A 24617-nucleotide genomic window follows, 5' to 3' on the forward strand; every position below is an offset into this window, starting at 1 on the left:
ATCGCTGCACAGCCCGCGGACGTGGATGGTCCGGCACACAGGCCCCGCGTCGACGAGCCCCGTAGCAACGCAGCGGCACTCGTCGTGTTGCCCAGATGCAGTGTCAGCATCCGCCGTCTTGTGACGCCTGAACCGACTCCAGAACCGGGGGTCGGGAGGATCGTTGATGTCAAGCGGCGAGCAGAGGATCGCTCGTGACGAGGCCTGCTTGGTCGGGTCAGCGGCGCAGCCGCAGCAGGTATCGCGCTCGACCGAGCACCAGAGCTCAGGCCGCGCGGCCAGCAGGCAATGCGCTTGTGCCGCACTGGTCGCGGCACATGGCGGTGAGACCCATGAACTGCTGACCGATGTGGCCGACCTGCTGCAGGCCAGCGTGGCCTACGTCGATCGCCTCACCGTCGAGGCGCACCTGGAGCGACCGCTCTCGACGACCGAGTGGACAGCGGTGGCCGCTTGCTTCACCGCGATGAGCTTCGACGAGCACGTTGGTGATGCGGGGAGCCTGCGCACCGATTGGATCGACGGCATCCTGCTGCTGGCCGGCATCGAAGGCGCGTCGGATGACGGCCGCTCGCTGGGCTCGTCCGCCGGCGCCGGCCGGCGATGGGCATGAGTCGCACCTGTTCGAGCTTCGGTCGGCCCGTCGACCAGGACGGAGCCTGGCGGCGTGACGCCGTCCCGTCGGCGCACCTGCCTGCGGAACAGCCGCTGGCCCAAGAGCAGGCCGCGCGCCGTGCGAATTCCGTGGTCTTGCGAGTCACCCGCAGCTGCACGCATGCCGGTCGACACGAGCACGGCACGAGGGCCGCGTACGTCAAGGACCGGTGCCGCTGCCCGGCCTGCACCGCCGCGAACACGGCCGCCTCTCGCCATGTCAGTCGGCAGCGCGCCTATGGCAGGTGGCAGCCCTTCATCGAGGTCGGTCCGGTCCGCGAGCACCTGACCGCGCTCCGACGTGCTGGCCTTGGGGTCGAGCGCATCGCCTTACTTGCGGACGTCTCGGTCAGTCACGTCCGCGACCTGGCCCGCCCCAGGATCGACGGCTCACCGGCTCAGCGGATCCGTCCAGCCACAGCGGCGAGACTGCTCTCGATCGACGTCCGAGATGCGGACCATGCCCCGGGCAGCCGGATCGATGCGCCCGGGACCCGGCGCCGGCTACAGGCGCTCGTCGCGACCGGCTGGTCCGTGGAACTGCTCGCCGCCCGCCTCCGGCGCCGGCCGAGCAGCCTGCGGCGCACCATGACGAGCCCGACGGTCACCGCACGCACGGCCCAGGACGTCGAGGCGCTGTATGAGCAGTTGTCCGCCATACCGCCGCCGCATGGCACCGCTGAGGAATGTGCCCTGGTACTCATGACTCGAGCTGCCGCCGCAGCTCAGGGGTGGCAGCCTCCGCTGGCCTGGGACGACATCGACGCCGACCCCATGCCGGCCGAGGTCCACTCCGCTCCCCCGTTTCACTACCTCGATGAGATCGCCATCGAGCGTGCCGTTGCAGGTGATGGCGTTGGGTTCGACGATCTCACGGGCGCAGAACGAGACCGGGTCGTTGACGACCTCACGGCACGTGGCCGATCAATCCGCGACATCGCCGCTCAGCTCTCCACCACCAAGCGCACCATCTCGCGGCACCGCAAGGTCACCGGAAGGGCATCGGCTCCAGCCAGCATCAGCGACCCCGACCATCGTGCGGCCGTCTTCCCAACGGTATGAGTCGCGCGGCACAGCAGTCATGAAGAACGCTGCCCGGGGTCGTCGGTCGTGACTGATCGACGGAGTCACCGGCCGCAATCCGAACTAGCTGTTGTTCAGCTGAAGGCCGACGAGTCCGTCCGTTGCTGTCGTCTCAACGGTTGGCATGGGTTTGACGAGCATGGCCGACGGACGAGGTTGATCACCGTGGCCGCGTTGTGGCTGGCGGCCACCATCGGTTGCGTCGTCCATTGCGCGGAGCGCGGCGTCGGGCAGCCTTCTGCGACGCCGTCGGGCAAGGCGACTGTCCTTACTGGCTTTGGCTCTCGCCGGCCACGGGGGCAACCGGCGAGAGCGTTCCCCAGGATGTCAGGTCATCGTCGCGTCGCACCAGCTCTCGTTGGGTACGCAGTGCGCTCATTCACACGATCGCATGGAGGCGGAAGGCCATAGGATGGCGATCTTCCGCGACCTCCCCTTACGGCCTGAGCTGCCGCGGGGCGCTGGAATCCTAGTAGCCGCCTGATCTGGCCGGCGGGCGGGTCGCCCCGCCGCCAGATGACATGCCGGACATCAAGTTCCGAGCCCGATGCCTTCGCTAGCGCGTCGGGGGGCTGAAGCTCGTTCGTTCGGTGATGAGTTCGAGCGTCTGCTTGAGGTCGGCGAACTGCTCCGACGTCATACCGAGGACGTCGATCATCATCTGCGACAGCCCGCACGCAGGTAGCTCCAACGCACGCCCGGCGTCGGTGAGCCGGATCCGGACCGACCGCTCGTCCTCCGGGTCGCGCTCGCGGGTGATGACACCGAGAGCGGCGAGCCGCTTGAGCATCGGCGACACCGTCCCAGAGTCCAGGTCCAGCCGGTCGCACAGCTCCCGGACGCTGAGGTCGTCGGTCTCCCACAGCACCATGAGCGAGAGCAGCTGCGGGTAGGTCAGACCCATGTCGTCCAGCATGGGCCGGTACCGCGCAGTGACCGCCTTGGAAGCGCTGTAGAGCGCGAAGCAGATCTGGTCATCGAGCAGGACGCTGGGCGCAGGTGTAGTCACTCCAGCGACGCTAGGACCTAATTCCGTTGCGCACCAGTGAGCGGGCAACTGCTATCACTTCCCACTCACCCGACCCCCTAGTCGTCATCCCGGCATCGCCTCACCCCTTGGGGTGAGTGTGCGCAAGTGACTCTCAGGCAAGCGACTGGTGCACCCGTTCCTAGTACACAACGGGACGAAGTTGTTCCGCAGACACGATCACCCAAGGACCGGGTGACGCCAACCGGAACGGAGACCACCCCATGTGCACCTGCACCGAGACCCACGCCCCCGCCGCCGCTCCTGCCGCCCGGAAGGGCCTCTCCAAGCGCAAGCGCGCCGCAGTCGTGTTCTCCGTCGGCACCCTGATGCTGGGCGGCGGCGTCGCCATGGCCGCCTGGACCCACAGCGGGACCGGCACCGCCAGGGCCCAGGCGACCACCGCCACCCCGATCACCGTCACCCCGGGGTCCCCGGTCGGGCTGCTCTACCCCAAGCCCGCCGGCGGCTACCCGAGCTCGGCGGTCGGCTCGATCTACGCCACCGTCGCCAACCCCAACGACTATCCGGTGCAGGTCACCTCGGTGACCGTCGGCACGGTCACGATCTCCCCGATGGCGGGCAAGACCTGCGCCGCTGGCAGCGTCCTCGCCTCGGTCGCCGGTCCGATGACCCTGGCCTCGCCGATCACCCTCGCCGCGAACTCCGGGCCCACCGCCCTCACCGTGCCCGGCGCCGTCGAGATGATCGCCGCAGCCGAGGACGGCTGCCAGGGCGCCACCTTCAGCGTGCCGGTCACCGTCACCGCCCTCTGACCCAGCAACACCGCGGGGTCCGGGCCACTTGGCCCGGGCCCCGACCCACCAGCCAGCCAGCCACGAGAGGAGCCCGTCATGCTGTACAAGGCCTTCAGCGCCGTCCTCAGCCTCGCCCTGCTCCTCACCGGCGCGCTGGCACTCGGCGGCACGTCCGCTGCCCAAGCCGGCTGGATGCTCACTACCACGGCCGCACCGGCCAAGGCCGCCGCCACGATGATGCCGACCGGCCAGGCCCCTACCGTCAAGGGCACGAATCTCGGCGTCCTCGGCTGGTCTTACACGATCACCTGGCCCAGCACTCCGATGCTCAACGGCCACCCCGTCACCGGCTACGTCATCGCCCGGACCTCCAGCACCGGTGGCGGCTCGGTGCTGGCCGGCGGCTCCTGCTCCCCAGTCAATCTCTTGGGCCTCGGGTTCCCGCCTGTCATCCCTGCCAGCACCACAGCTAGCCAGAGCTGCACTGACGCGTCCCTGCTCACCGGGGGCGTCCCCAAATACCAGGTCACCCCTGTCGTCGGGAATTGGCGCGGCACACCCTCGCCATGGACCACCGCCTCCTGAGGCCACGCCCGACCTGCCGGGAGTCGAAGCCCACTTTGGTGTAACGACTACAGCCGGCGGCGTACCTCCGCTAGGTCACCCCGTGTCTGGCGGGGGTACGTCTTCGCGGCGACGGTCGTGCAAGGGGCTGTCGGCGCGAGTCCCAAATGACGCGCGCCTGTACGGCTTCAAAATCGGAGCCGAGCCAAGACGGCTCGACCCGCAAAGCTTCCAGGTATCAGCGACCCTGCGAATTGATCTTGACCTAGTTGATCAACGACGACAGTTGATGAATAGGCAAGCTGACCAGCCAAGACGCGTTGGCCGACGTTGACGGCATTCGGTCGTCACAGCACGTTTTCGATGAGTAAGCGATGCCTGGACGACAGGATTAATTGCACCGCCAGGCGTCGATCCGCTCCCAGCACGCAACCACTTGGATAAGGGAAGCGGGGGTCTGGACACGTCCAGAATCCTAAAATGGGGAGTGACGCCGCTAACTGCGTGCCAAGGGTCTAGCTTGCGGTGAGCGCGGCGATCGAGTCTCGGATGGGTCCTTCAACGTTGTGGTAACCGTTCGCGTGAAGGAAGTCTCGTAGAGCCAAGTCGCACAGCTCGGCCAGCGGTCGACGCATGCTCCAGCTCCGCAGCGCCTTCGCCGCGTACCCTTCCGGCGGCACGAAGGCCTGCTGGTCCCCCGCCGCCCGGGAGGGCACCGCGCCCGGGAAGGTCAACCGCTGCCAGGAGACCGCCCCCTTGTCCGCAGTGCTGATGGTGGGACTGACGGTGAAGGTCCAGTCAAAGCGGCGAGGCAGATGGAACCGCCGATGTCCGAAGGCGGCGGCGTACTCCGGACTTCCCACAGCGGCGTGCACCGCACCGAGCACCTCAAGGATGCTCATGACCGAGATGCCGACCTGCCCCGCTTTGGTGATGGTCGTCGGGATGGCACAGCAGAGGTCAACCCGCCCCGCTGCGTGCGCCCACGCGTAGCCGTGAGCTGGCCCGTTCGGGGCGTCGAAGCGGACACCGTGCTGTTTCGAGGAGTGAGCAGGCTGGTCGCCGACCCAGCGACCGAAGGCGGTGCGCACTAGCTGCACTGCAAGGTCGGGGTTCCCTCCTGGTCTGCGCAGCGATCGGTCGGGTGCGCAGCACACCAGGACTCGCACCTGGTCGATCGACGAGTCCGCGCGAGCAGCGAGCCACCCCGCCCCGTCGGCGATGGGCCGATGGTCGGGGAGGACGTGACTGCGCACAAACACCGGGAGCCGTGCCCCCCACTTGAGCAGCAACCCGACCACCGCGGTGACTGCCGAGCCGCTCGCCGCCGCGATAACAGCTGTCTGCACGCCCGACATGGCTTCTCCCCTAGTCCGAGCCACCGACGGCACTCGCCATCGAACCCCACTTCCACCGCGCCCGCGCGAACACTGACGGTAGCTGCCCGTCATCATCGAGCTCCCCGACGAGCCAGCTCGTGACGCCATCCCACCGCGCAGCTTCAGCGGGCCACCGATCGGGACTGCCCAGGGTCCAGTTGACTCCTTGCCGATGAAGCTGCGGCCTCGCTACAAGGATCAGCACCGTGCCCAAGCCGTTGCCCGAGAAGTTCCGGGCTGACGTGGTTACCGTTGCCCGGCAAGGCGACCAGTCGATCGCGCAGGTCGCGGGGAGCTTCGGGGTCTCTGAATCCTGCCTGGGCCGGTGGCTGAAGATCGCCGACCGCGAAGACAGCGTCTCCGGTCCAACCTCACCGTCGACCATCCCCCGCACTGCCAGGCCGAGCTGACGACGTTCCCCGATGTCCGCCGGAGTCCGGAAAGGGCTGGTGAGCAGGGGGTTTACCGATTCGGCGAACAACGGCGAACGAGCCCGAAATAGGGTCGAACTGCAACCACAAGTGCAACCAAAAGTCCGGGTGGATAACGAGCCTCGATGGCACCGCTGAAGACATCTGCCCGCGCCCGAGCCCGCGCTCTTGCGCCGGGTCTACAGCTGCCGGCCCTGGACGGCCTAGACAGTCCCAGCCGACCGCTGGACTGCCGATGAGACAGCGATGCGACCAGCCACGCCGCCACCGCGCTCGCAGCCTTCACCACAGGCCTCACCGTCGCGGCGACCCTGCGTCGGCACGCCGTGCACCGTCTGCCCGTGGAGCCGGGCGGGACCATTACAACCCTCGCCGCGATGGCGCCGGGCGCTGACTACGACGCCGTCGTGCTGCCCCTCACCCGTCCCGTCCCGTCCCGTCGCTGGACAGGCGCACCAGCTGCCAGAGTCGCCGGCCAAGTGAAGGGACAGCGGCGGCCTGACGAAGGCCGGTGCGCCGTGCGGGGCCCGGGCGAGCACCGGCAGTCGCTGCCACCTTCACCCGATAGCCGCCTGAGCGCCGAAGATCTGCACCGCCTCGACATATCTGCACCGCCCCGACGCCCCGGAGCTCCTGAGGCCTCGCACCGGGTTCCATGCTGGCCATGCCGGTTCAATCCCGGTCACCCGCTTCACGCGATTCCGCAGGTGACCCGCCCCTCAGGCGTTGCGGAGAAGCTGTGGAGGAGCCTATGAAGCGGTCGTTTGAACCCCTTCATGACCCCTGCATACCGATGAACAGGTCACAATTGGTCACGGCGCCAGCCTGAATCCGGGCTGGTCCCGGCCCCTGATCGGCCCCCGACGGGGTCCGCCGTGACCACGGATGGGTTACGTCGCCTACTCATCGGGGTGGTCGGGCGACCGCCGCCGCAGGGCAGGTGACAGGTGATGCCAGACCGTACCTGGACCGTTGGCGCCGGCGCTCGCCTGTTGCGCCCAACCCTCTCCTTGAAGCGGAGGGCTGCCCCTGCCACCTGCCGATGCCCCTCGCCGACCGGTGGGTGCACTCCGTTCTTAGGCATCACGACACGCTAGACAGGAACACGGAACGATCACTGACCGGAACTACCTTCCGGGTCATGACCGAGGTCCTCTCCTCAGCGGTCCTGCCCGCCGAGATCGCACACCGCTATCGGTACGGCTATGCGGTCGTGGACGGTGAGCCTCCGGTCTGCGCTGCCAGTGACCGGATCCTGCAGGTCGCGGTCACTCAGATGGCCGCCGCCAGGTCGATCGAGTCGATCTGGTCCACGCTGTTAGACCCTGGCTGCGATCCCGGCCCCACGCCAATCCACGACCTGACCCGCGCGAACATTGGTACAGAGTCATCATGATTAGTCTCTTAGAGATCCTTCCTTACGAGGGCTCCAGCGCCAAGTCGTGGGAGGAACTGTCTTATCAGGTCCGACCACGCAATGTAGGCGTCACCGAGACTCGCAAGACTAAGGCGCCGGACGGGGGCGTTGAGTGGTACGAACTGTACAGCGACGGCCACCACGAGGGCTTTCAAGGCAAATTCTACGAGAACCTTTCGAGAGCGATCGGCGACATGGGGCGGAGCGTCCGGACGGTAGCCACGGATCGCCCCGACATGACCGTTCTCACCTTTGTTGTCCCCTTCGACTTCACAGACACTGCGGGCAAGACGAAGTCGGACCAGGATCGATGGACGGACGCCGTGGCACGCTGGAAGTCCACCATTGAAGGAGCAGACAGGCTCGACTTTCGTATCATCCGCGGGGGCGACGTCCTCGCAGAGTTGTCAAAGGCCGAGCATGCAGGGCGCCGGGCATTCTGGTTCGGAGATGCTGAAATTTCGAGCGCTTGGATGACCAGTCTCGTGGCCGTCGCCAGGCAAGTCGCTGGCGAGCGGTACACGCCCGAGGCTCACACGGACACAGACGTCGAGAACACTCTGCAGGGTCTAGCGGTCTCGAACAGCTACATCGCGGAGACGCAGGCTCGCTTAGTGCGCCTGTCTGCGGCGATGAAGACAGCTAGCTGGTCATCTCGTTCAGATTTGATAGCCGACCTCGACGGCAGCATCAGGAGCCTAGTATCGGACAGTCGTCCAGTGCATGCGTGGGCTCCGCATCTTCGGCAGTCACTCAGCCATATCCGTAACGCACTTGAACCACTGCCAACTAAGAACCATTCTCCCCTCAGGTACTCAGCCGACCTTGCGCAAAAGCGACTCGAGCAATCACTGAATGCTGCCGAGGACCACCTAGCCAACGCCGCATCTCTGGCCGCCGAGTCGCGAGAGTTGGGACTCCATGGCGAGGCCGGACAAGGTAAGACTCACGCCGTCCTACACTTTGCTGAGCAACTGCTACAGCAAGGGCAGCCCGTCATTACGATCATGGGCGAGGCGGTCACCGCAAGCGGTTGGTGGGCTGCCATCAAGGAGCAACTTCGTTCTGACGTATCCCTGGATGTTTTCCTGTCCGCTCTAAGTGCTCGCGCGGAAGCTTCCGGAACACAAGGCCTGATCGTCATCGATGGCTTAAATGAAAGCCAGGACGCCAGGCGCTGGCGCACGGACCTGCCGTCACTCCGCGCGGCGATGTCCACGCACGAAAATTTGTCACTGCTCGTGACCTGGCGCACTGACTACAGGAAGTTGATCGCCCCTCCACGCGACTTTCCGCTCCTTCGCCATCGCGGCTTTCGCGGGAACGAGCGCGAGGCCATACATAACTATGCCAGGCACTATAAGATCGCGGCGCCTGAACACTTCTCTGTGGACACAGCCTTCGACAATCCCTTGCTCCTGAAGCTCTATTGCGAGGTTCAGGCGCGTAATCCCCGCTTGCAGCGCACGGGCGCTTCACGCTCCGAGATATTTGGCGCCTTCGTTGAAATGCGTCTAGAGGACATCGGCGACAAGCTGGAGCTCAGCCCTGCCCGCCTGCAGGTCGTGCGGGAGGGTCTGAACGTCGTGTGTGATTTGCTCCTATCGGACAGGGCGCGCTTCGTCGACCGCACCCGCATAGAACCTCTAGTCGACGCTCTACTTCCAGAGCGGACTCTTTGGCCGAAGACTCTTTTTGCAAGCCTCGTGAGCATGGGCTTACTCGAAATCCGACCACGGTATGACGGAGCAGAGGCCGTCAGCCTGCCGTTCCAGGCCTTCTCTGAGTTCGTCCTTTGTCGACGCCTCCTCGAGCGATTGGAAACGGATACGCCGACTACGGAGCAGCTAGCTGACGTCCTTGGATCACGGCATGACCTTTGGAGACCCGCAGCAACCCTTCTCCCCGAGCTGTACGCAAGAGAACTCCAGGACGTTCTGCCGGAGGCGTCAAGTCGAAACCGTGCGTCAGAGTTGCGGGAGTACACGCTCCGAAGTTTTGCGGAGCGATCCCGGGCGGCCTTTTCCCAGCGAGCACTTTCCCTGCTGGAGGCGTACCTACACGCCCCTGCGGCGCCTGACGAACTTAGTAATATCGCGGGCGACGTGTTCGTAGCTTTGAGTGTCAGGCCGGGGCACGCGGCGAATGCAGACTGGCTGCATGAAGCTCTCGCGAAACTGACGATGGCCGACCGTGACGCAAGCTTTGGTGTCATGACCTACTTCGTTCTCGAAGAATCTGACGCCTTCGGTCGCCTCTTGGATTGGGCATCGGCGACCGCCGCGGATAGAGATTCCGAACACATTCGCCTGTCCGCGAAGATGCTGCTGTGGCTGGAGTCGTCACCGAACAGAAGCTTGCGCGACGTTAGTTTGCGAGCTCTCGTGAACCTGGGAACCGTTCACCCGGAAATGCTCTCCGACCTGATTGACGCCTTCCGTTCGAACAACGATGCCTACGTTGTCCAGCGCCTGGGGGCCCTAGTGTTCGGATGTCTACTTAGGGGATGCCCGTCCACCAGCGATGCGGCCATCATCGAGTCGTTGATTTCTTGGCGTGCCATCGGCCTACCGGTCGATGTTTTGGCCCGAGACAGCCTAAGGGGGTCAGCGTATGCGCTCGCACACCGGGGCGCCATAGACCAGGAGCGCGCGCGAGGATTTGACCCGCCGTATCAAGCTGACCCGCCGTCGGAACCAGACACGGCCGAAGCGCTCATGGAGCGACATCAGCGCGCGGAACAGGGTAACCCACGGGAAGCCGCAGCGATTATGCGTTCTTGCCTTAGCGAGTGGGGCGATTTTAACAAGTATGTGGTGCGCTCAGACGTCGGTACCTTTAGCTGGGCCCCTCTGACTGGCCCGCGGCCCACGTCGCGAGAGGATGTCGTGAGTGCCGATTGGGCTGGAAGGTGGATAGCTCAGCGGGCCGTCTCGCTGGGCTGGACAGCTGAGGCTTTCGAAGCATTCGAAGGCCATGCCCATGCGCACCGGGGCCGCGAGGGTCATAAGTCTGAAAGATTCGGTAAGAAGTACCAGTGGATCGCATTGCACGAGCTACTTGCCCGGCTAGCTGACAACTATCACTTCGGGTCTCGGTGGTCAACCGATCCGGGGTCGTTTCAAGGCCCTTGGGAGTGGATGGGCCGAGACATCGACCCTGGACTGCCTCCCTCGAAGTCGGCACCCGATGGCCGCAAAGTTGAGCTAGACGTAGTGCATGAGCCCACATGGTTAGGGTGCGATCCTCAGCTCGACGTGGAAATCGACGAACGCTCGTGGGTGAGTGCCGAGGAAGACTGGCCCCAAGGCCCCGTGCGAATGGATGGACCAGGCGGACGAAAGCAGATAGCCCTGTATCGGTATAGCTCGTGGGGCAGGCCGGCTGCTGGTGACGGAACTGCCTGGGATCGCCGACAGTGGCTCATCACCACCTCGTGGCTGGTCAAGAGCGACGAGATGCATGACGCGCTGGAGACGCTGAGGTTGCGTTCGTTGCGAGGCAGGTGGATGCCTGAACGCCGTGCCACAACGTCTCGATACTTCGGCGAGGCTTCGTGGTCGCCGATCAATCTTGACCCCCTCGCTACAGCGACCTGGGAGCCCATAGACCGGGGACCCGGTGATGCCATCAATGTGTTGCCGGCCGTGGAACAGTATCTCTGGGAGGGAAACGTCCTCGACTGCTCCATAGATGAAAGTGTTGACGTACACAAACTCATAGACCTACTGATGGTAGGTGCCGAGTGGGATGGAACTAGGGCCGTGTGGACTTTCCGAGGAGAGGTTATAGCCTGCGCGATACGGTCCAGATCAGAACTGTTCGCTGGCGAGCACTCGGCTTTGCTATGTGATGAGACGTGGCTACTGGCTCGTTTGGAAGCTTTGGGCCTAAGTCTCGTCATCGGAACGCTTGGCGAGAAGCAGTCAATTAGGGATGTGAGCCACCGAGCTAGGAGTATCTGGTGCACCATGAGCCAGATTGCGTCCCTCGACGTCACCGCCGGCTATCAATCCGAACCATTACGAACCGAGACTGAGGACAATAGTGAGTGGACAGGCCCTTTGGATGGAAGCGGCGCTGGACCGGCGTAGATCGACATGAAGTTGCTGACCGGCTCAGCCGAGAAGCCGACTTGACGGGTGCGAGCGCCGATAGCTCAAGGCCTTGGAAACCTCCAGGAGTACATCGATGTCCTGATCTCAGGTGCCGGGACTCGTTGTGACCTGTCGCGGTACCGGCCGCAAGATAGGTCGTCGACTGGCCTTAAGCGGCCCACTATGGGGGAGTAAGCCCTTCGGCCGGGTCAGGGCTGGGGGCATCAGCCGAGGCAGTTGGTGACCCTGGCGGTCGACGGGTGAGCCGGGGAATGGAAAGTCCAAACGGACAGACCGACGTACGACGGGACAGGCGAATGTCGACAGGACGTGCCACGCGGCGAAGCACCAGGCCGCGGACCGCCCGCAGGGCCGCCGCACGGGCCGCGCGCAAGGGCGCCGACCGTGCCGAGCGACGTGGCCGTCAAGTCCCGCCGACCGTTGATGGGTTCAGCGCCGCGCTGGCTGACCGCGGGTACGACGGCGTGGCAGAGGCGCTCATCTCGCGACACAACCAGCGCATGCAGCGCCTACATGAGGCCGCCGAAGTCCTGCAACAGTGCGCCTTTCCGGCGCTGTCGGGCTACTTGCCGATGCAGCTCGTGGCCCAAGAGCTCGGCGCCCATCCGGGGCGGTGGCCGTCCCACAGCGGCGGCACGTGGCCCGATCATCTGGCGTGGGGGTTGGACAGCGTCGCGGCCGCGGTCCGGCTCATGCTAGCGATTCAGCCGGTTGGCGCGGCGGTCCTTTCCCGCACGCAACTGGAGCGATGGTCGTCGAACCTGCGGTTCAACAGCGCTCTCGCCCAGATCCAGGGCGAAGACACTGCCGCGTGGCTGACGCGCCTGTGGACTTCGCCAGGCGTATCCCTGATCCCGCGCTCCTCGAGCGTGGGTGCACTGTTCGCCGACCTCAGCGAGGTGTTGCACGGCCGTGGACCGCTCATGCCCCTGGTCTGGCTCGACGTCGCCGACGTCACCGCACTCCCAACCGGCGACCAACTTCGGTTGATGGATACCCTCACTGACGCTCAGCTCGTCAGCTTGACCCAGCTGCGCAACTGCCTTGCCACCGCGGCCGAAGAGAAGGACTGGCCGGTGCTCGCTGAGACCGCCGCGGCCATCCGGCTCATCGAGCCCGCCCACAGCTGGACCCCCGACGTCGCCGCAACCGTCGTCCCCCTCATCCCGAGCCACTTCGCTGGTCTGGAAGGACAGCTCGGGGCGCTAGCCACCGGCCACGCCAAGAGCATGCACGCGCTGCGCCACGGTCAAGATCCCGAGTACCCATCCGAGACGTGGCCGCTGTTCGCGTTCGGTCAGCAACGCTTCCGCGCGCTCATCACCGCGAGGAGGGCGTTCGAGCATGAGCGGGAGCTTCTTGGTGAGCGCTTTGGCGAGCACGGCATCGAAGAGTTGGGAACCGAGGCGGTCCTTTCCGGTGAAATGGCCGCGATGCTTGCGGTCTGGCTGCGCGAGCGCAACACCGCGCCGCTGGCTGCAGACGCATTTGCGGTCTGCGCCTCGGCACTACGGTCAGCGCACTGGCTGTGGCTTGAGGACGACGACCGAGCGATGGGATGCCTGCGGTGCGTGATTGAACAGCTCGCGCGCGCTCGGACCTGGCGGGTGAAGCCGGAACGGGCGACCAGGATTGAAGCCACCCAGAACGCCACTCCACGAGACTGGATCGAAGGCTCCGGCTGGCGGCGCCTCGGCCTGATGAACAGAGCCCTCGGGGAGTTCGCGCACGGTTCGACCAGCGCGGACTGGTCTCTCGCCCGCGACGCGCTCGTCGCGCTGCAATCCGATCCGCAGGACGAGCTCGCGCGGTTCACCGGTCGAAGCCACGCCCTTTCCGCGCTCATCTTCATGGTCTCAGTGGAGTGCTCGGCGTGGGTGGACCAGTTCAGCACCGAACTAGGCGAGGCGTACCGCAAGGTCATCCGTATCAACGACGACCAGGCCAACCGAGCAATCGAAGCGCTGATGAACCGGGCGTGGAACGCGCGAGCCACCCCGTTGCGGCGCGAGCGGACTACCAGTCCCCACGACGACCGCGGAGCAGCGCCCGGCGGGTCCGGCGACGCCTCCTAACGAACTCCGCACCTGTCGCTAATCCAGACGGACGAAGCTCAAGAACCGCCTTTGGGACACCGGGAAGGTCGAGGCCTGAGCCGGCTCTCCCGCGAGGCATCGCCCGCGAACCGTCTATGCGGAAGACCCAACCTGGCCGAGCAGCACTGGAGACTCCAAGATCGAGCGGCATCACACCTCATGCACTTCGGATGATCTTGATGTGGGACAGGGCTTCCTAGCGTCAGAGCGTGATGACGCTGCACAAGCTCACGGCAGGGAACGGGTACACGTATCTGACGCGCCAGGTGGCTGCGCAGGACGCCGCCGGGAGCAGCGGCCGAGGCCTCGGGGACTACTACAACGAGAAGGGCGAGTCTCCGGGAACGTGGATGTGTCGCGGGCTTGCCGGTGTGCCGGACTTCCCCGTCGGGAAGCAGGTCACCGAGGCGCAGATGGTCGCGCTGTTCGGCCGGGGACGTCACCCCAACGCCGTCCAAATAGAGCAGGCCGCACGCGCTGCGGGCATGGACGCGGAGCGCGTCGATCAGGCCAGCAGACTCGGCCGGCCGTACCTGGTCTTCGAGCAAGGCAATGAGTTTCGGCGGCGCTGCGCGAGCAAATTTCGCGAGTACAACGCCTCTCGTGGGCTGGACGCCGCCGCTTCAGTCCCGGAGAAGGAGCGGGCCGCCGTCCGCACCGAGGCTGCCCGCGCCATGTTCGCCGAGCTGTACGGCCGTGCTCCTGCCGACGCACGTGAGCTGTCCGGCCATCTCGCCCGCATCTCCCGCCAGTCGACAACAGCCGTTGCCGGATACGACCTGACCTTCAGCCCGGTGAAGAGCGTCTCGACGCTCTGGGCAATCGCGCCACGCGGCATCGCCAGGGTCATCGAGAAGGCACACGACGATGCCGTCGCCGACACCCTGAGCTGGTTGGAAGACCACGCGACCTACACCCGCACCGGCCGCCACGGGGTCGCCCAGGTCAACGTGCGAGGGCTGATCGCTGCAGCCTTCACGCACCGCGACTCCCGCGCCGGCGACCCGGACCTGCACACGCACGTCGCAATCAGCAACAAGGTGCAGACCCTCGACGGTCGCTGGCTCGCTCTCGACGGGCGGCCGCTCTACAAGAACAACGTCGCTGCCTCCGAGCGCTACAACACCCGACTTGAAGCGTTCCTGGTGGAGCGTCTGGGAGTGCGCTTTGGCGAGCGCCCCGGCACTGATGCCGGTAAGCGGCCGGTCCGCGAGATCGTCGGCGTTGACGGGCCACTCCCCCGCCTCTGGTCGTCGCGGCGCGCAGCGATCGACGCTCGGCGGGCGGTGCTCTCGACTCGCTTCCAGACCGACCACGGGCGACCACCGACGGCCGTCGAGGCAATCGCGCTGGCACAGCAGGCCAACCTGGAGACGCGGCGGGCCAAGCACGAGGCTCGGTCCCGAGCCGAGCAGCGGTCCACCTGGCGCGCGGAGGCACTCGCCGTGCTGGGCGGGGAAAGACAACTGCGTAGCTACCTGGCCCGAGTGCTGGACCAGGCCACCGCGGGCGCGCCGGCCTTCCGACCCTCAAACGCCTGGGTGCTCCAGACGGCCACGCAGGTGATCTCGACGGTCTCCTCCACTCGAGCGACATGGCTGGAGAGCAACGTCCGAGCAGAAGCCGAGCGCCACGTCCGCACCGTCGGAATTCGGTTGGAAGATCTAAACCGCACCGTCGATGCACTCGTCGGGGCAGCGTTGTCACCCCCGCTGTCGACTCGGCTCGACAAGCCCAGCAGGGCCACCGAACCGAGCGCCCTCCGTCGGCCGGACGGCTCGTCGGTCTACACCGTGGCCGGCTCGGCGATCTACACCTCCAGCACCGTCCTCGCCGCCGAGCAATCCGTGATTGCGGCCGCCGACCGGCGGGATGGACGTGTCACCCCGCCGTCATCCGTCGATCTCGCACTCTTGGAGTCTGTCGCCAACGGGGTGACGTTGAATGCCGGGCAGGAGCAGCTGGTCCGAGAGCTGGCCACGTCGGGTGCGCGAGTCCAGCTCGCGCTGGCACCCGCCGGCACAGGGAAGACGACGGCGCTGAGCGTCCTGGCAGCGGCCTGGCGGGCGGGCGGCGGAGACATCATCGGACTAGCTCCGTCCGCCGCGGCGAGCTCAGTGCTCCGCGACCAGCTGGGCACGACCACCGACACCCTCGCCAAGCTCGTTCACGCGCTGAGCACCGGGCATGACGTCCTTCCCTGGATGGACACCATGGGTCCTGAGACGCTCGTCGTCATCGACGAGGCCGGTATGGCCGGCACTGCCGACCTCGCCAGCGTGGTCGAGTTCGTCACCGGTGCCGGCGGCTCCGTGCGGCTCATCGGCGACGACCGCCAACTTGCCGCCATCGGCGCCGGCGGCCTCCTGCGCGACCTGGCCACCCGATATGGCGCCGTCACCCTCACCCAGGTCGTCCGGTTCACTCATCCGGATACCGGCGAGGCCAACCCCGCCGAAGGAGCAGCCTCCCTGGCGCTGAGGGAAGGCGATCCCGCCGCACTCGCCTACTACGTCGACCACGGCCGCATCCACGTCGGCGACGTCAGCACGGTCACCGAGGACGCCTACTCCGTCTGGGCGGCCGACCGGGCAGCCGGCCGCGATGCCATCCTGCTCGCGCCCACTCGCGGCCTGGCCGCTGAGCTGAACACCCGCGCGCGCCACGACCGTCTGGCCAGGGAGGGACAACCCAGCGGACCAGAGGTCACGCTGGTCGACGGCTCGCGCGCCTCGGTCGGCGACGTGATCTTCACGCGCCGGAACAGGCGCAGGCTGCAGACGTCCGCGACCGACTGGGTGAAGAACGGCGACCGCTGGACCGTCGCCGCCGTCGATCCATCCGGCGCCATCGACGTCGTCGACGAGCGCACCGGGAGGCAGGTCACCCTGCCGGCCGACTACGTGCACAGACACGTCGCCCTCGGCTACGCGACGACCGTGCACGCCGCGCAAGGCGTTACCGCGGACAGGTCCTACGTCCTCGCCACCGGCGTGGAGTCGCGCCAGCAGCTGTACGTAGCAATGACCCGCGGTCGACACGAGAACCACGTCTTCCTGGCCGTGGCAGGGGACGGCGACCCGCACAGCGCCATCACCCGCGATGCGCTGCTCCCGCCCACCGCCGTCGAGCTGCTCGGCCGTGTCCTCGACCGTGACGACGCGTCGATCTCCGCAGGAAGCTGGGCTCGGACGCTCGCCGACCCAGCCGCCCGACTCGGCAAGAGCAGCGACTGCTACCACCACGCCCTCACCACCGCGGCGGAGCAGCAACTCGGTCGAGCCGCGGTCGAAGCCATCGACTCGGCCAGCGAGGCGGCGGTCAGCGGCCTGACCCTGCACGACGCCTACCCCGCGCTGCGCGGGCGTCTGGCGCTGTGCGCCCTCGCCGGCCACGACCCCGCCGCACTACTTCATGGGGCACTGAGGTCGCCGCGAGGGCTGGAGGACGCGCGGGACGTCGCCGCGGTCCTGGACTGGCGCATCGACCCTGGGAGCCTCAGCTCGACCGAGGTTGCACCGCTGCCGTGGCTGCCCGGTGTGCCACAGACGCTGGCGGCCAACAGTGAATGGGGTCCCTACCTCGACGAGCGCCAGCGCGAGGTCGCGGCGCTGGCCGACGAGGTGTCGGAGCAGGCGCGCTCCTGGACGCCGGTGAGTGCACCGACCTGGGCCCGGCCGTTCCTCGATCGGGACGTTGCACTGGTCGCGGACCTCGCTGTCTGGCGGGCCGCCCACGGTGTCGACCACGGGGATCTGCGGCCCACCGGCCCGGCGCAACGTGCAGCGGTCGACGCCCGGGTGCAGCGCACGCTCGATGCCCGCGCCGCGCAATTGGTCGGTGAGGCGGGTTCGGCCACCGCACGGTGGCGACCTCTGGTCGACGGCCTTGACCCGCGGGTTGCATCCGACCCGTACTGGCCGTTGCTCGCCGACCGGTTGAGCATCGCCGAACGCGCCGGTGTCGACGTCGCCGCAGTCCTCCGCGCCGCCGGCGGCCAACGGCTACCCGACGAGCAGCCGGCAGCCGCGCTTTGGTGGCGCGTGTCCGCCCACCTCTCCCCCGCTGCTGCGACCGCCACGCAGCCATCCGCGCGGTCGCTGCGACCGAGCTGGACTTCGGACCTGATCGACGTCCTCGGGGCAACAGCCGCCAACCGGGTGGCCGCCGATCCTGCGTGGCCCGGCCTCATCGCCGCCGTCGAACGAGGCCGCGACGCCGGCTGGCAGCCAGCCGACCTGTTGTCCACAGCATTCGACCTGTTGCGGAGCGGTCAACCCGACGACGAGGAGCTGCGCCCTGAAGAGCTGGCCATTGCCATCGCGTGGCGCATCGGCCAGCTCCTCGAGTCAGACCGCCGCATCAGTAAGGAGCAGTCGACGACGGACGACGTCCCGGACTGGTCGATCGGCCTGACCGAACCAGACGAGACCGAGCCAGCGCCTGAGCCGACGCTCGATCCCCTGCGGAGCCTTGCCGACGACGACGGCGAAGCACAGCCTGGCCGCGTTCGATTGCTCGAACTCAATGAGCAGGCCGCCGTCTTCTTCACCTCCCACTTCCGCGACGCCTGGGCCCCGGGCTATCTGGCTCGACGTCTCGGCATGGATAAGACCGGAAACGTGGACGCTCTCGAGGGGTTCACCATCGGCTATGCGCCGGCCAACTGGACGGCGTTGACCGACCATCTGCGACAGCTAGGTGCCACTGACGCCGAGATCGTCGCGGCCGGGCTGGGCAGCTACGCGTCGACCGGTCGGGTGATCGACCGGTTCCGGGACCGCCTCGTCTTCGCGATCCGCGGCGGCGACGGGATCCGCGGCTGGATCGGCCGCCGCAACCCCGCCCGCGACGACGACCGAGGACACGGATCTCCCAAATACCTCAACACCGCGCAGACGGAGCTCTTCACCAAGGGCAACGAGATGTACGGCCTCACCGAGGCGATGCCAGCCTTGGCCGCCGGCGCCACGCCGGTTCTGGTCGAGGGCCCACTCGACGTGCTCGCCGTGACACTGGCAGGCCGAGGCGCCTACGTCGGCATCGCGCCGTTGGGCACGTCATTCACCGACGCGCAGGCCGACCTCCTACGTCCTCACATCCAGCCGGGACGACGCGGCGTCATCGTCGCCACCGACGCGGACCGCGCTGGTCGGCTAGCTGCTGAAGGAGCCTTCTGGCGACTCACCGCTCGCGGTGACGATCCCGGTCAGCTGGTCAGCCCCGCCGGCAAGGACCCCGCTGAGGTCCTGGAGATGGCCGGGCCCGAGGCGTTGCGTCGCGCACTTGACTCATCGGCATCACTCGCTGCGTCCATCGTCCGAGCACGCGTCGACGACTTCGCGGATCGCTTGGACACAGTCGAGGGGCAGGTCTTGGCCACCCGCCAGGCGGCCGCGGTCATCGCCGCACTGCCGCCGTCCAGCTGGCCAGCTCACCTGGTGGACGTCATCGTGCGCACAGGCATCGCCCCCGACATCGCCGCCGCCGAGGTCATGGACGCGGCCTCGCGTAATGACCTCGCCAGCCCGGACGACGGAACGGCCAGCACCGGCGCCGCCACCGCACCTGCGGGTTGGCTGCCGAGGTCGACTGCGAACAGGGCGCTGGCGGTCAGCGACCGCGAGGCACTTGCCGCGGCTGGCCCACGGATCCTGGCTCCCATGGGAGCACCACTGCAGCGGTAGCTCAGCGGTGTCGGGCGACGGCGGGGTCCCGTCAGCCTCAGCCCGGAAGGACCTTCGGGAAGGGGTCAGGAGCCAGCGGTGCCGAGGAAGGCAACGTACCGGCTCTCCGCAGGCCAGGCTTGGTGCCGGCCGGTCCGGCAGGTGCTCTCCCCGAGACGCCCGACCATGCGGTCGCAGAACATCGGGAAGGCGTAGCGGTTCCACTCCTCGACCAGCTCAGGTCCAGTCGCGAGCTCCGCCTGCCAACGCAGCACCGTCAGCACGGGCAGCTCGCGGGCGATGTGCGGGTGGCTGCGCCAGCAGGCCGGGACCATGGCCGCGGGTCGCCAGGCGTACTCGTGGTTGATCCAAGCAGCGACGTCACCGCACCAGTCCCACATCGCAGCGCCCAGCTCGCTGCTGCACCCGGCCGGTTCCCACGGCCGCTCGATGTCTGCCGCAACTCCTGACCTCGCTGAGCGCCCCGGCTCCCGGCGGCGGTCCTCTGCCAGCAGTTCGAGCGCTCCGAGCACGATCAGCGGTGGGGTGGGAAAGGGCAGCAGGATCACCAGGACCCCCATGCCGCCGGGTCGTCCCGTCCGGGGTCCAGCCGGTGGTCACGCGCGTAGGCCACCGCTGCCGCTGTTCGCACGGACAGGTCGACCTGTTCGATGCGGGCGGCCGCGACGTCGGCCCGGGCGGCATCCATCTCTGCTTTGAGCCGCGCGCCGTCCTTGCCGTCCAGGCAGCGTCGCAGCCGGGCGACGATGGGTGGCGCGGTGCCGGCCACCACCAGGGCGTGCCGCTCGGGCACCCGACGGATGTCCCCGGGACGCAGCACCCGCACGTCCTCCCCGGACCGTGACGTGCCGACGCCGCCAGGGCCGTCGGTGACGGTCTGCCGGCTGATCCGCACGTCGTCCAGGAGCTCGGACAGCTCCCGGTAGAAGTGGACGTCCTTGCCCCCGCCGAAGACGACCAGCGTGTTGGTGAGCCCGAACAGCGAGCGGGCCTCGTCCTCTCCGTACGAGACGACCATCTGCTTCCAGGTCTGCGTGGCGTAGATGAACGACAGACCGAGAGCCCGCTCGTTGGCCATGCGCACTCGCAGGGTGGGCAGCGGCGTCGTCGACGGCAGCTCGTCCAGGCAGGCAAGAAAGCACGGCGTCATCCGGCCGTGCGCCGACGTCGTTGCGACGCTGAGCGCCGTATCGAGGACGTGCTCGGCGACGGCGGTCATCAGCGGCGCCGCCGAGGCGTAGGGATCGTCGCGGCCGAGCAGGTAGACGGTTCCCTGTCGGTTGATCAGGTCGACCAGGTCGGTCGCAGGCCGTTGGGGCGACGGCACGCAGCGGGCACGAATGTCCGGCTGGAAGAACAGCGCCATCGCCTGCTGCACCGTCGTGACGGTGTTGCCGACCGTGTCCGCGCTGCCGTGCAGGGCACCGGCCAGCAGCCCGTCCCAGAAGCGGGCCGCATGCGGGTGTTGCTGGAGGATCTCGGCCGGCTGCTCAGCTGCCACCGGGTTGGCGACCCACTCGAGCACGTGGTCAAGGGTGCGGCCGGTCAGCGCCGCTGCGTGCAGGAAGCCCTGCAGCACCTTCGCCGTCTCCGCGGCGTAGAACCGAGCCGCGTTGTCCTGCCGGCCACCGGTCACCGCGCCGCTCACCGTGCCGGCCGAGAACGCCTTGGCCCGCCGCTCGGCGATCTGCGGGTCGACGCAGCCGGCGATCGGATCCCACCGCAGCTCCGGCATACCGGGCGCAGCTCCGAACGGATCCAGCACCGCGATCGGGCGGGAGGCACCGCCCGGGTGGTCGGGCAGCTGACGCCGTCCGGCCGTGAGCAGCAGGTCATCGACCTTGGTGAGCGTCGCCAGTGCCGCGCCTCGATGGGCGAGCAGGGCCGGGGCCAGCAGGTCGAGCGTCTTGCCGGACCCCTGTTCGCCGTAGACGCCGGTGGTGCGGTCGTAGCGGCACCACAGCTCGACACCGCGCGGGGTCGTCGAGCGGCCGAGCCGCCAGCCGACATCCGTGGGCTCGAAGCGCCGGGCGCTGCCTGGTCGGATCACCGCGCCCGCCCGCGTCCCGGCGGCTGATCGCGCGACAGCTGATGATGACGCTGGACCTCCCGTGTGGCCGCGCCGAGTGCAGCGGCGGTCTCCGGCCGCTCGAGCAACTCGCGGTTGGCTGCCCAGGCCCGGCGCGGGAAGTCGATGGTCGGGCGCGAGCCATCAGCGACCTGCGCTGCGACGGCGACGGACAGTAGGCGGGCGTTGTGCAGGGCCCCGGCGACCGGCTGCAGGTCGACGGCGTCCGCTCGGATGAGGCCGCCGGGTCGGTAGCCCCGGAGGTAGGCGGCCACCCGCTCGTCCCTCGGCGGCAGGTCACGCGCGTAGGCGATCAGCGCGCCGGAATCCGCCCATGCCCGCACGGAGCGGTAGAGCAACTGGCTGGCCAGGGTAGGTAGGTGCTGCGCGCCGGCCGCAACCGCCGAACGCAGCCGCTCTCCGTCTGGCCCGGCGTGCAGGTCGACGTTCCTGAGGGCGCTGTGGAGGCGACCTGCGGCGGCCACTCCTGAGGGGACGTGGTCCTGCTGACGGCGGGTTCCGTCGTCGTACGGACGGAGTGCGGTCCGGACGGCACGCCAGGCAGTCGCAGCGGTCGCCTCATCGCCCAGTGACTGCCTCTGATCGCTGAGTCGTTGCGCCGCGTCGCTGAGGGTCTCCGCGGAGATCGTGTACGCGAGGACCTCGGCGACGGACGGCGGCTGCGTCGCGCGTGCGGTGCTGTGCAGCAGGACGGCGACAGCGTCCGGCACCACGAGGGCCGGATCGGACGACGAGCTCACGGGCAGCCCGGCCACCGGGCGGTCGAGCAGCGCGGCGTCGGTGCTGGTGGGTGGCTGCAGGGCCGCGGTCTGCTGGACCAGCACCGAGTGGCGCTGCACCGCCTCGAGCCACTGCGCCGCCGGGCCGGCCGGCAGGCTCGGTTCGACGACCGCGGTGAGCGGGGTGAGGGTCTCGGCCACGGCGACGGACGTGGCCCAACGCCCCCCGACCGTGCTGAGCGGGGCGAGGACCCCGACGGTGTCCGCGGCCGCGGCAGCCACGCGAGCCAGCCCCGACTCGGTGGCCGGCGCACGGACGGCGAGCTGGGTGCACGCGGCGGACAGCCCGGCCACCTGCTGTTCGCGGCGGTCGCCGGCAACCGAGGAGATCCCATCACGGCCCAGCTCGGCCAGGGCCCGGCCCAGCTGTCCGATGGCGGTACCGGCGTCGGCACGGACGGCCGCGGTGGAGTGCGTGCGGCTCGCTGCCTCAGCGAGGTCGTCGAGCAGTCGCCCCAGCGACACGGCCATCAGTGCGCCTCACGCAGTGCTCGGCGCCCGTGCCGGGCCGCGGCCAGTACGTCCGGGCGCGCGAAGTCGTCCACGTCCAGCTGCCCGAGAATGCGGAGCGCCTGGGTGACGAGGCGGTCGGGCTCACTGCCGCGGATGGTCGGCGCCACGGGTCGGGTGGGTGCGCGGAGGGCCGTTGCAGCGGCGAGGCAGTGCAGCTGCATGGTCGTCGGTGCCTGCTCGTGGCGGGCGACGGCGGCGAACAGTGCTGCAGCCTCGGCACGCGCGTCGGTGGCCTCGTGGCCGTGGCTGGCGGGGTTGTCAGCTGACATGACGGGTCTCCTTGGGATGACGTGATGCGATGCCTGGTCGAACTACGCCGACGCTCCTAGGGCCCGGAGTGGCGCTCCGGGTCGCCGACCTCTTCTGTGGACGACCGCGGTGTGACGGGGACGGGCGGTTGACAGCCCGCTCATCCGCCGGCACGGCGGCGAGTGCCTTCCGGCCCGTAGCGGTCGGGGCGGATGACGGCTCGGGCGTCCCGGAGCTGACGTAGACCCAGCGCTCGCTCGGCCTCGTGGCGGCTGGCCATCCCGCTCCGGGCATCACCCGGTCGCCGGTAGCGGCTGATGAGGGCACCTGTCGCGACGACGACCGTGAGCAGGGCCGACTCGGCCAGGGCCATGCAGACGTAGGTGACCCCCGGTGCGGCCGTTCGGCGGGCGAGTTCTGGGGACAGGCCGCTGCCGGGGGCACCGTGCAGGAGTCCGCCCAGCACCTGCAGGCTCTCCTGGACGCTGGCCGGCCACAGCCATCCCCCGCCCCAAACCGCCGACGCGAGTCCGCGTCCGGCGAGTGCCGCCGCTGCGATGGCGATGACGAGCCCGCCGATCACCACGACGCCGAGCTCCCAGCCCCGGCCGAGCGGCTGCGGTTCCCGGCGGCGCAGCGCAGGTCCGGTCACGAGTCATGCCTCTCTTCCGCGCGGGTCGATGGCGGTCGCCGGCCTTCACGCGATGTGCCGGACGGCGACGACCTGGCCGCTCCACCGGATGGCCTCGGTGAGCTCGACGGGCACGCCGGTCATCGGGGCCTGAACGAGGTACAGGTGGCGGCCGTCGGGCTCGTCGACGTAGCCGGCGACCATGCCGACGTGACCGGGTGCTGCCGCTGTGCCGTCCGCCCCGGGGATCATCACCAGGTCTCCGGCCACTGCCTGCGACAGGTCGAGCGGACCCGGTACGCCGACACGGGTCTGCGCCGCAGCCTGGTGCGGCAAGGCCACACCGGCCGCCGCCCAGGCGGCCATGGTGAGACCGGAGCAGTCGTAGGCATCTGGCCCGGCGGCCGCCCAGACGTACGGCTTGCCCAGCTGGGCGAGGGCGTGCTGGACGGCGGCCGCGCCCTGGGCCGACCCGCTGATGACCAGGCCAGCGGGGATGGTGGTGGTCCCGGCGACGTTGTTGCCGCGGGGTCCGACGATGGCGCCAGCGGGAACCTCGCCCCCGGCGCCGGGACAGATGGCCGGCCCGGCATCCAGGGCGGAGATCGAGTCGGCGGCGGCGAGCACCGCCGGAGCTGCCGCTGCCGGCCAGAACTGGCCGACGAGCTGTTGGGCCAGCCTGACGTTGCGTTGTACGCGCTCTGGGTAGCGCGAGCGCTGGACGGCGTGCGAGGCGTCGCCGAGCGGGAGCTCCGACCAACCGGGTACCGCGACCAGCCGGTCGAGGAAGGCGTTGGTGGACCGAATCGGGTCGATGGCCACCGGTTCGGTGTAGATGGAGATGCGCTGCTGAAACAGTCCTTCGGAGTCATGGTCGGTCTGGACGGCGGAGTTGCGCAGCTTCGACTCGGTGTAGGCGGTGGCCACGGCGATGACCGCCGCTCGTACCGGCAGCTGACGGCCGGCCACGACGGACACGATGGTCCGGGCATGGCCCATCTGGTCGGCGTCAAGGCGGACGGAGCCGACGGTCTGCGCGGTGCCTCCTCCCCCGCAGCCATCCATGGCGGGTGGCTGGTCAGCCGTCCCGGCTGCGAGCAGGAGGAGGACCGTGGACAGGACCACCATGGGCACCGCGATCG

General features: G+C 68.2%; 17 protein-coding genes. 9 read left to right on the forward strand and 8 right to left on the reverse strand.

The window, feature by feature from the left end; translation table 11 throughout:
• The first annotated feature begins 166 nt into the window (after positions 1 to 166).
• Together MODMU_RS17680 and MODMU_RS17685 are read left to right on the forward strand one after the other, a co-directional pair.
• On the forward strand, positions 167 to 613 hold the full coding sequence (locus MODMU_RS17680; protein ID WP_014741697.1) for a hypothetical protein: 447 nt from the start codon (positions 167 to 169) through the stop codon (positions 611 to 613).
• Positions 610 to 1716: a helix-turn-helix domain-containing protein gene (locus MODMU_RS17685; RefSeq protein ID WP_014741698.1), complete on the forward strand. Its 1107-nt coding sequence runs from the start codon at positions 610 to 612 to the stop codon at positions 1714 to 1716. Before MODMU_RS17680 ends, MODMU_RS17685 begins: the two co-directional genes overlap by 4 nt.
• Positions 1717 to 2293: 577 nt before the next feature.
• On the opposite strand, the gene MODMU_RS17690 is transcribed toward MODMU_RS17685, so the two are convergent.
• Positions 2294 to 2746, reverse strand: coding sequence for a MarR family winged helix-turn-helix transcriptional regulator (locus MODMU_RS17690; RefSeq protein WP_041795392.1), 453 nt, complete (start codon positions 2744 to 2746; stop codon positions 2294 to 2296).
• 242 nt (positions 2747 to 2988) lie between these two features.
• On the opposite strand from MODMU_RS17690, the gene MODMU_RS17695 reads away from it, so the two are divergent.
• Both MODMU_RS17695 and MODMU_RS17700 read left to right on the forward strand, forming a co-directional pair.
• Positions 2989 to 3540 carry a hypothetical protein gene (locus tag MODMU_RS17695; RefSeq protein ID WP_014741701.1) on the forward strand — a complete coding sequence of 184 codons (552 nt, stop codon included), beginning with the start codon at positions 2989 to 2991 and terminating at the stop codon, positions 3538 to 3540.
• A gap of 78 nt (positions 3541 to 3618) precedes the next feature.
• Positions 3619 to 4107 (forward strand): hypothetical protein, encoded by a 489-nt coding sequence (locus MODMU_RS17700; RefSeq protein WP_014741702.1) that lies wholly within the window; start codon positions 3619 to 3621, stop codon positions 4105 to 4107.
• A 494-nt stretch (positions 4108 to 4601) separates the two neighbouring features.
• Here MODMU_RS17700 and MODMU_RS17705 read toward each other — a convergent pair whose 3' ends face one another.
• On the reverse strand, positions 4602 to 5444 hold the full coding sequence (locus tag MODMU_RS17705) for a hypothetical protein (RefSeq protein WP_014741703.1): 843 nt from the start codon (positions 5442 to 5444) through the stop codon (positions 4602 to 4604).
• 227 nt (positions 5445 to 5671) lie between these two features.
• Between MODMU_RS17705 and MODMU_RS17710 the strand changes: the two genes are divergently transcribed.
• The 5 genes from MODMU_RS17710 to mobF all read left to right on the forward strand — a co-directional run bounded on the left by MODMU_RS17710 (position 5672) and on the right by mobF (position 19214).
• Positions 5672 to 5875, forward strand: a complete 204-nt coding sequence (locus tag MODMU_RS17710; protein ID WP_014741704.1) for an IS3 family transposase — start codon at positions 5672 to 5674, stop codon at positions 5873 to 5875.
• Between the two features lie 1162 nt (positions 5876 to 7037).
• Complete coding sequence (locus tag MODMU_RS17715) at positions 7038 to 7292, forward strand: hypothetical protein (RefSeq protein ID WP_014741706.1); 255 nt, start codon at positions 7038 to 7040, stop codon at positions 7290 to 7292.
• Positions 7289 to 11407: an NACHT domain-containing protein gene (locus tag MODMU_RS28620; protein ID WP_014741707.1), complete on the forward strand. Its 4119-nt coding sequence runs from the start codon at positions 7289 to 7291 to the stop codon at positions 11405 to 11407. Before MODMU_RS17715 ends, MODMU_RS28620 begins: the two co-directional genes overlap by 4 nt.
• Positions 11408 to 11895: 488 nt before the next feature.
• On the forward strand, positions 11896 to 13506 hold the full coding sequence (locus MODMU_RS17720) for a hypothetical protein (protein WP_041795396.1): 1611 nt from the start codon (positions 11896 to 11898) through the stop codon (positions 13504 to 13506).
• Between the two features lie 233 nt (positions 13507 to 13739).
• Positions 13740 to 19214 carry a MobF family relaxase gene (mobF, locus tag MODMU_RS17725; protein ID WP_014741709.1) on the forward strand — a complete coding sequence of 1825 codons (5475 nt, stop codon included), beginning with the start codon at positions 13740 to 13742 and terminating at the stop codon, positions 19212 to 19214.
• A gap of 65 nt (positions 19215 to 19279) precedes the next feature.
• Here mobF and MODMU_RS17730 read toward each other — a convergent pair whose 3' ends face one another.
• From MODMU_RS17730 to MODMU_RS17755, 6 genes are all read right to left on the reverse strand, one after another.
• Positions 19280 to 19774: a hypothetical protein gene (locus MODMU_RS17730; RefSeq protein WP_014741710.1), complete on the reverse strand. Its 495-nt coding sequence runs from the start codon at positions 19772 to 19774 to the stop codon at positions 19280 to 19282.
• Positions 19759 to 21264, reverse strand: a complete 1506-nt coding sequence (locus MODMU_RS17735; protein ID WP_014741711.1) for a type IV secretory system conjugative DNA transfer family protein — start codon at positions 21262 to 21264, stop codon at positions 19759 to 19761. The genes MODMU_RS17730 and MODMU_RS17735 overlap by 16 nt, the downstream gene beginning before the upstream one ends.
• Entirely contained in the window at positions 21261 to 22553 is a 1293-nt protein-coding gene (locus tag MODMU_RS17740; RefSeq protein WP_014741712.1) for a hypothetical protein, read from the reverse strand. The genes MODMU_RS17735 and MODMU_RS17740 overlap by 4 nt, the downstream gene beginning before the upstream one ends.
• Entirely contained in the window at positions 22553 to 22864 is a 312-nt protein-coding gene (locus MODMU_RS17745) for a hypothetical protein (RefSeq protein WP_014741713.1), read from the reverse strand. The genes MODMU_RS17740 and MODMU_RS17745 overlap by 1 nt, the downstream gene beginning before the upstream one ends.
• Positions 22865 to 23004: 140 nt before the next feature.
• Positions 23005 to 23496, reverse strand: coding sequence for a hypothetical protein (locus MODMU_RS17750; RefSeq protein ID WP_014741714.1), 492 nt, complete (start codon positions 23494 to 23496; stop codon positions 23005 to 23007).
• A gap of 45 nt (positions 23497 to 23541) precedes the next feature.
• Positions 23542 to 24444 carry a C40 family peptidase gene (locus tag MODMU_RS17755; protein ID WP_231851664.1) on the reverse strand — a complete coding sequence of 301 codons (903 nt, stop codon included), beginning with the start codon at positions 24442 to 24444 and terminating at the stop codon, positions 23542 to 23544.
• Between the last annotated feature and the right edge of the window lie 173 nt (positions 24445 to 24617).

Source organism: Modestobacter italicus, from assembly GCF_000306785.1.
Taxonomy (GTDB): domain Bacteria; phylum Actinomycetota; class Actinomycetes; order Mycobacteriales; family Geodermatophilaceae; genus Modestobacter; species Modestobacter italicus.

Bases quoted from the DNA above. Each gene is read 5' to 3' on its own strand.
- mobF (WP_014741709.1), top strand. From the start codon at position 13,740: ATGACGCTGCACAAGCTCACGGCAGGGAACGGGTACACGTATCTGACG.
- MODMU_RS17680 (WP_014741697.1), top strand. From the start codon at position 167: ATGTCAAGCGGCGAGCAGAGGATCGCTCGTGACGAGGCCTGCTTGGTC.
- MODMU_RS17705 (WP_014741703.1), bottom strand. From the start codon at position 5,444: ATGTCGGGCGTGCAGACAGCTGTTATCGCGGCGGCGAGCGGCTCGGCA.
- MODMU_RS28620 (WP_014741707.1), top strand. From the start codon at position 7,289: ATGATTAGTCTCTTAGAGATCCTTCCTTACGAGGGCTCCAGCGCCAAG.
- MODMU_RS17685 (WP_014741698.1), top strand. From the start codon at position 610: ATGAGTCGCACCTGTTCGAGCTTCGGTCGGCCCGTCGACCAGGACGGA.
- MODMU_RS17745 (WP_014741713.1), bottom strand. From the start codon at position 22,864: ATGTCAGCTGACAACCCCGCCAGCCACGGCCACGAGGCCACCGACGCG.
- MODMU_RS17730 (WP_014741710.1), bottom strand. From the start codon at position 19,774: ATGGGGGTCCTGGTGATCCTGCTGCCCTTTCCCACCCCACCGCTGATC.
- MODMU_RS17740 (WP_014741712.1), bottom strand. From the start codon at position 22,553: ATGGCCGTGTCGCTGGGGCGACTGCTCGACGACCTCGCTGAGGCAGCG.
- MODMU_RS17700 (WP_014741702.1), top strand. From the start codon at position 3,619: ATGCTGTACAAGGCCTTCAGCGCCGTCCTCAGCCTCGCCCTGCTCCTC.
- MODMU_RS17715 (WP_014741706.1), top strand. From the start codon at position 7,038: ATGACCGAGGTCCTCTCCTCAGCGGTCCTGCCCGCCGAGATCGCACAC.
- MODMU_RS17695 (WP_014741701.1), top strand. From the start codon at position 2,989: ATGTGCACCTGCACCGAGACCCACGCCCCCGCCGCCGCTCCTGCCGCC.